Here is a 6,140-nt window from a genome sequence, read left to right as displayed (position 1 = left end):
GGGACCGAAGTGGCCCGCCTGATCCGAGACGGAGCACGCATCATGGTCTGCGGCGGGCGCGGCATGGCGACCGGCGTCACGGATGCGCTGGCTGATATTCTGAAACCAATGGGACTGACGCCGCAGGCGTTGAGGGCAGAGGGCCGCTATGTCGAAGATGTCTACTGATCCAACTCGCTACGCGCTGCATGGGCCAACAATGGGCACGCGCTGGTCAGCGCAGTTCCATGCAGACCCAAGCTTTGATCCGGAGTCCGCGCGCGGGGCGCTACAGACTGCAGTGGATGAAGTGGACGCACAGATGTCCACGTGGAAACCCGACAGCGACCTGATGCGCCTGAATGCGGCACCTGTCGGCGTATGGCAGGCGGTCCCAGCGCGGTTGCTGGATGTCTTGGTGCTCGGGCGCGATGTCGGGCGGGCCTCTGGCGGAGCGTTTGACATGGGGCTTGGTGATGCGGTGGCGGCTTGGGGTTTCGGCGCGGATGAAGCCGACCCTACGCACATCAGGGCTGCGATGGCGCGTCGTCGAGTTGAGACTGCGCTCGAGATTGATGTTGCTGGCGCCCGTGTCCGCAAGACCGCCGATATTACACTGGATTTGAACGGTATCGCCAAGGGATATGGGGTTGACCGTCTGGCTGATAAGTTGGTTGCGCTCGGTATTCCGGCGGCTCTGGTCGGGATCGACGGTGAAATGCGCGCGGTGGGGTTGCGGCCTGATGGCTCGCCATGGACCATCGCCGTCGAAGCACCTGACCCTGCGCGCCGCGCGCCGTATTCGGTGCTTGCATTACAAGACGCCGCCGTCGCCACGTCGGGCGATTACCGCCATTGGGTCGAAGTGCAGGGCCGCCGGCTGTCGCATACCATGGACCCTTCACGAGGTGCGCCGCTCCTTGCGCCGCCCGCCTCGGTGACCGTGGTCGCGCAGACCTGTGCCGAAGCCGATGCATGGGCCACTGCGCTGATGGTTCTTGGGGTTGATGCAGGGGCGACGCTAGCCGAGCAACGTGGACTGGATGTGCTGTTTCTGGTGCGCGATGACCAGAACGGCTTTCACAGCAAAGCCGTTGGTCGCCTGTTTTCGGAACAGCCGTCAGAGGGCATTTCGGGACTTGATCGATAGGTTTCCAAATCAAACTGAACGAAAAGGTAAAGCATCATGAGCCGCTTGACACACTCGGAAACCCATATGGTGCATCGGATCGGCTGGCTGCGGGCCGCGGTCCTTGGTGCAAATGACGGCCTTGTCTCAACGGCGAGCCTCGTGGTCGGCGTGGCCGCTGCGGGGTCGGGACGCCCCGAGATTTTGATCGCTGGACTTGCGGGGCTTGTAGCTGGTGCCATGTCCATGGCGGCGGGTGAATATGTCTCGGTCAGTTCGCAAACCGATGCGGAGCAGGCAGATATCGCGCGCGAAACCAAGGAGTTAGCGGAAACTCCTGAGGAGGAACTCAACGAACTGACCAGTATTTATCTCACGCGCGGGCTCGATGAAGCGCTCGCACGCCAGGTCGCTGTTCAACTGACCAAGAAGGATGCATTGGGCGCGCATGTGCGCGATGAGCTTGGGATATCAGAGACAGTCGTAGCACATCCCATTCAAGCAGCCCTTGTTTCTGCGGCGACCTTCAGCTTTGGCGCGGTTGTGCCGCTGATCATGGCCGCGCTGTCGCCAACGGCACAGATCACTTCGGTCGTCGCTGTGACAACGCTTGTTGCGTTGGCCGTTCTGGGTGGGCTTGGCGCATCGGTTGGAGGAGCTGGGATCACCAAGGGGGCAGTACGCGTGACATTCTGGGGCGCGCTTGCCATGGCGGCGACTGCTGTTGTGGGTACGGTTTTCGGGGTTGCAGCTGGCTAAAAATTTTGTCCACATGGGGAAGAAACGCTATCGCTCAAAAGCTTTGGTGATTTCGGTTATACAAGGCAGCAAAAAACCCAAGGTAGTTGAGGTTTATCGAAGTACATCCGGTTCGATATCTTTTTTGATATCAATGTGGAGATTTTCGTCTGGAGGATGGTCTTGCTCAGCTTCACTCCTTGAAAACTATGACGAACCAGAACTCAGCCGCTATTCTAATTCTCAAATCTGTCCCTAACGTGCTGATGTCAGACACTCAGAAGTAACGTCCGCAATGAATGGTATTGCAGCCAAGCTTGCTGTTGCAGCGAGTTCAGCCTTTCTCTCACCTAGTTGAACCACGACTAGCCAAAAAGAACAGCCGCTTTCAGCAAGGCAACCAATGTCAACTCAAAGCTCGATCGAATACCATTATCTCGTCATTGTCGTACTGAGCGTGATTGTCCGTCCTATCAGTCGCCCCAATCTTCAGTGGATTTTACAACATCACTTACAACATTGGTCTTCGTGGAAGATCAAATAATTGTTTTATAATGTATAAATCGAAGTCATGACCCAATCCATCATCGGGGCGACAGAGAGTTTCGCCGCCGCGCCGGCTGTGTCGTTGGGCATTGATACTACTCCTCACCGTTCGCGATCGGGTTTTTGCGTCCAAGTGGCACACATACTGCACACGAAATACTGCAGTCCACCCCCAGCGAGTGCGGTTATGTCCGCAGCCAAAATCCGGCCCAGCAGCAGCGCTTGCCATCAACCTGTTACATCTGCTTGATTTGAGCCGCGAGAATAGCCGCCAATTATCAAGAAAAACCAGAAAGTCCTGTCACCACATCGTCAATGGCCCTAGCAGCACAGCATGCCCATAGTAAACTCAGCCACAACTCCGAGAGGATTACGATGTCAGCCAAATATTACGCCCCTACCGGGGGTCATCCCGGTCAAGACCAACTGCTGACAGATCGTGCCGTCTTTACGGATGCCTACGCCGTGATCCCGAAGGGTACGATGCGCGATATCGTCACCAGCTTTCTGCCATTCTGGAACGGCACACGGCTTTGGGTCCTATCGCGTCCCCTCAGTGGCTTTGCAGAGACATTTTCGCAGTACATCATGGAAGTGGCCCCCGGTGGCGGCTCTGACCGTCCAGAACTGGACCCTGCGGCACAAGGCGTTCTATTTATTGTCGAGGGCACAGCGACGCTGACCGTTGATGGCAAAACACATCAGATGATACCGGGTGGCTACGCCTATTTGCCGCCTTCATCCGATTGGGCCCTGCACAACAAGGGCACAGAGATGCTGCGCTTTCACTGGATACGCAAAGCGTACGAGGAGGTCGACGGGCTGGCTTTGCCGGATGTCATCGTGACCAATGACAATGACGTGGCCCCTACTGTAATGCCCGGCACTGACGGCAAATGGGCCACGACCCGCTTTGTTGACCCGACCGATATGCGCCACGATATGCACGTTACCGTGGTCACGTTTGAGCCGGGTGCGGTTATTCCGTTCTTGGAAACTCATGTCATGGAACACGGGCTTTATGTTCTTGAAGGCAAGGCTGCATATCGGCTGAACAAAGACTGGGTCGAGGTTGAAGCAGGCGATTACATGTGGCTGCGCGCGTTTTGTCCGCAGGCCTGTTATGCGGGCGGCCCAGGCAAGTTCCGGTATCTTTTGTACAAGGACGTGAACCGGCATATGGCACTGCGTCCAGCGAGTACGCTGTCGCATTCACTTAGGTAACGTCGACACCAGTCGTTTGATTGCCCCCGTTCCATTCATTTTGGAGCGGGGTTTTTTATTGCCAAACACATCGCGCCGCCATGCATAGTTTGCGACCAGACAAAACAAAGACGGCGCAACCTGAGTTGCGCCTTTCTTGTCATGTCTTACGATGTCGGGATTGTTGCGTGCCAAAGGCACAGCCTTGGCGTAAAGCCCCGCCACAGATGCGGCGGGGCTTTCTATCTTAAGCTTACTCGTGTGGAAGCTTGCCTTTGCCGTTACCGGACATGCCACCGGATACTTCTTCGGTCGCTTCGCCTGGCAGTTCTTCTGGCAGGATCAGGTTCAACACGATCGCAATCAGCGCAGCAGGCAAGATGCCCGAAGTCGCAAGAACTTTCCATGTGCTTGGCAGGTGCTGCAAGGCGCCCGGCTCTAGCTGCAGACCAAGACCCAGCGACAAAGCAATTGCAAAGATCACCATGTTGCGACGGTTCCAGTCCACATCAGACAGCATCGACATACCCGCAGCCACGACCATGCCGAACATCACGATCACACCACCACCTAGTACTTCGATTGGGATGGTCGAGATGATTGCGCCCACTTTCGGGATCAGGCCAGCAGCGATCAGGAACAATGCACCGATGGTAACAACGTGGCGGCTCATCAGACCTGTCATTGCAATTAAACCAACGTTTTGGCTGAACGATGTGTTTGGCAGTGCGCCAAACACACCAGAAACCGCGGTACCCAGACCATCCGCAAAAGTCGCACCTTGGATCTCTTTGTCAGTTGCTTCGCGACCAGCGCCACCTTTGGTGATACCAGATACGTCGCCTACAGTTTCAACCGCAGACACAAAGCCCATCAGACAGAAGCCGATGATTGCAGCAACGCTGAATTCCAGACCAAAATGCAGTGGGTTCGGCAGCGAGAAGGACGCAGCGCGACCGACGTTGCCAAAGCTAACCATGCCCATCATTGCAGCGACGGCATAGCCAACAAGCAATCCGATCACGACCGCAGAGATCGCAACCATACCGCGCGCATAGAACTTCAGCGCCAGCGTCACAACGATCACGATGCCCGCGACAGTCCAGTTTTGCAGGCTACCGTATTCTTCGGTGCCAATCGCGGGGACGCCGCCAGCCGCATACTGAATGCCAACTTTGACCAAAGCCAAGCCGATCATGGTCACAACTAAGCCTGTCACAAGTGGTGGTAAGGCAAAGCGGATTTTACCGATGAACAGGCCAAGGAATGCGTGGAACAAACCACCGACCAAGACACCGCCCATCACCACGGCGAGCGCTTCTTCCCCCTTGCCCGCAACCAGCGGGATCATGATTGGAATGAACGCAAATGATGTACCCTGCACGATTGGCAACTTGGCACCGACGGGGCCTATACCGATTGTCTGGATCAATGTGGCAATGCCTGCAAAGAACATCGACATCTGGATCATGTAAGTCATCGCTGGAAAGCCCAGCGCGCCTTGGTCTGATCCGAAACCGATGCCAGCAGCACCGCAGATGATGATCGCGGGCGTCACGTTTGAGACGAACATCGCCAAAACGTGCTGAAGCCCCAGTGGGACCGCCTTATAGACCGGTGGCATGTAGTTAGGATCGCGCATTTGTTCTGGCGTCCCGATGGATGTATCTGACATTGTTGGTTTTCCTCCCCTTAATGTTCTTGGTGCTGGGCTTTCACCAACTGCTCCACTCACCTTTCGATGATGTAGCTTTTATCGAACCAGTGCTCTTGCAGGTTTGCACCTGTCCCGATGCGGTCGATGACAGCAAACAGCCCTGGTTTGGATAAGGGGGTCAGCACACCGTGCCATGTCCCCCGATGAAAATTGATGGCTTGGCCGGGTGCGGTGATGAATGCTTGGGGGTTCGTCGGTACGCCCGCCTCATCACTTGCCACAACAACCAAGAACGGGTCCAAAGACATCGGCACAAACGCCTGACTGCCGTCGGGGTGCCGCTCGACCATCTCTAACGTCAAAGGCAGTGTTTCCACCTCGCCCTGAAAAATGCTGATCCCTGCCGCGCCATCTGAAAAATCCAGTTGCGCCATGTCGTGGAACCGCCCGCATTTGCCTTGATTGATCAACTTGTCCGGCGCACCTGATGCATCCATGACGTCACCGAATGGCACGAACGCGGCGGCGGTCAATAGCTGCATTTTGATGCGATTGCTCATGCGCTGAACTTCTCAAGAAGGCGCAGTTCTGCGATGCGTTCGACCTGACGGCAAGCCTCGGTGAATTCAGTGTCGCGGTCATTGCTGATGCGGCGCTGAAAGGCTGCCATGATCGACGCTTTGGTGTTGTCGCGCACGGCAATGATAAAAGGAAAACCAAATTTCGATGTGTATTCTGTGTTCATCGCGGTCAAACTTGCGCGCTCTTCATCCGTCAGGGAATCCAACCCAACAGAGGCTTGCTCTGCTGTGGACTCAGCAGTCAAACGCTTGGCTTCGGCCAATTTGCCCGCCAGATCAGGGTGGGCCGTCAATACGCCAAGACGTT

The 6,140-nt window shown here is 56.1% G+C and carries 6 protein-coding genes; 3 read left to right on the top strand and 3 right to left on the bottom strand.

The features are described from left to right. The first annotated feature begins 148 nt into the window (after positions 1–148). From QZ197_RS14125 to QZ197_RS14115, 3 genes are all read left to right on the top strand, one after another. Positions 149–1,129, top strand: a complete 981-nt coding sequence (locus QZ197_RS14125) for an FAD:protein FMN transferase (RefSeq protein ID WP_296432771.1) — start codon at positions 149–151, stop codon at positions 1,127–1,129. Positions 1,130–1,165: 36 nt separating this feature from the next. Next, on the top strand, positions 1,166–1,867 hold the full coding sequence (locus QZ197_RS14120) for a VIT family protein (RefSeq protein ID WP_296432770.1): 702 nt from the start codon (positions 1,166–1,168) through the stop codon (positions 1,865–1,867). Positions 1,868–2,767: 900 nt separating this feature from the next. Beyond that, positions 2,768–3,616, top strand: a complete 849-nt coding sequence (locus QZ197_RS14115; protein WP_296432769.1) for a bifunctional allantoicase/(S)-ureidoglycine aminohydrolase — start codon at positions 2,768–2,770, stop codon at positions 3,614–3,616. A gap of 232 nt (positions 3,617–3,848) precedes the next feature. Here the strand turns inward: QZ197_RS14115 and QZ197_RS14110 are convergent, their stop codons facing one another. The 3 genes from QZ197_RS14110 to uraD all read right to left on the bottom strand — a co-directional run. Beyond that, entirely contained in the window at positions 3,849–5,270 is a 1,422-nt protein-coding gene (locus QZ197_RS14110; RefSeq protein WP_296432768.1) for a nucleobase:cation symporter-2 family protein, read from the bottom strand. A gap of 56 nt (positions 5,271–5,326) precedes the next feature. Then, a complete protein-coding gene (locus QZ197_RS14105; RefSeq protein WP_296432767.1) occupies positions 5,327–5,812 on the bottom strand; it encodes an ureidoglycolate lyase in 486 nt (161 codons plus the stop codon). After that, on the bottom strand, positions 5,809–6,140 hold a 332-nt coding region (gene uraD, locus QZ197_RS14100), incomplete at its 5' end, for a 2-oxo-4-hydroxy-4-carboxy-5-ureidoimidazoline decarboxylase (protein WP_296432766.1). The genes QZ197_RS14105 and uraD, both read right to left, overlap by 4 nt.

Origin of the sequence: Yoonia sp. (assembly GCF_017854415.1) — a bacterium.
Lineage (GTDB): Bacteria > Pseudomonadota > Alphaproteobacteria > Rhodobacterales > Rhodobacteraceae > Yoonia.
This window is presented reverse-complemented; position numbering and strand designations above follow the sequence as displayed.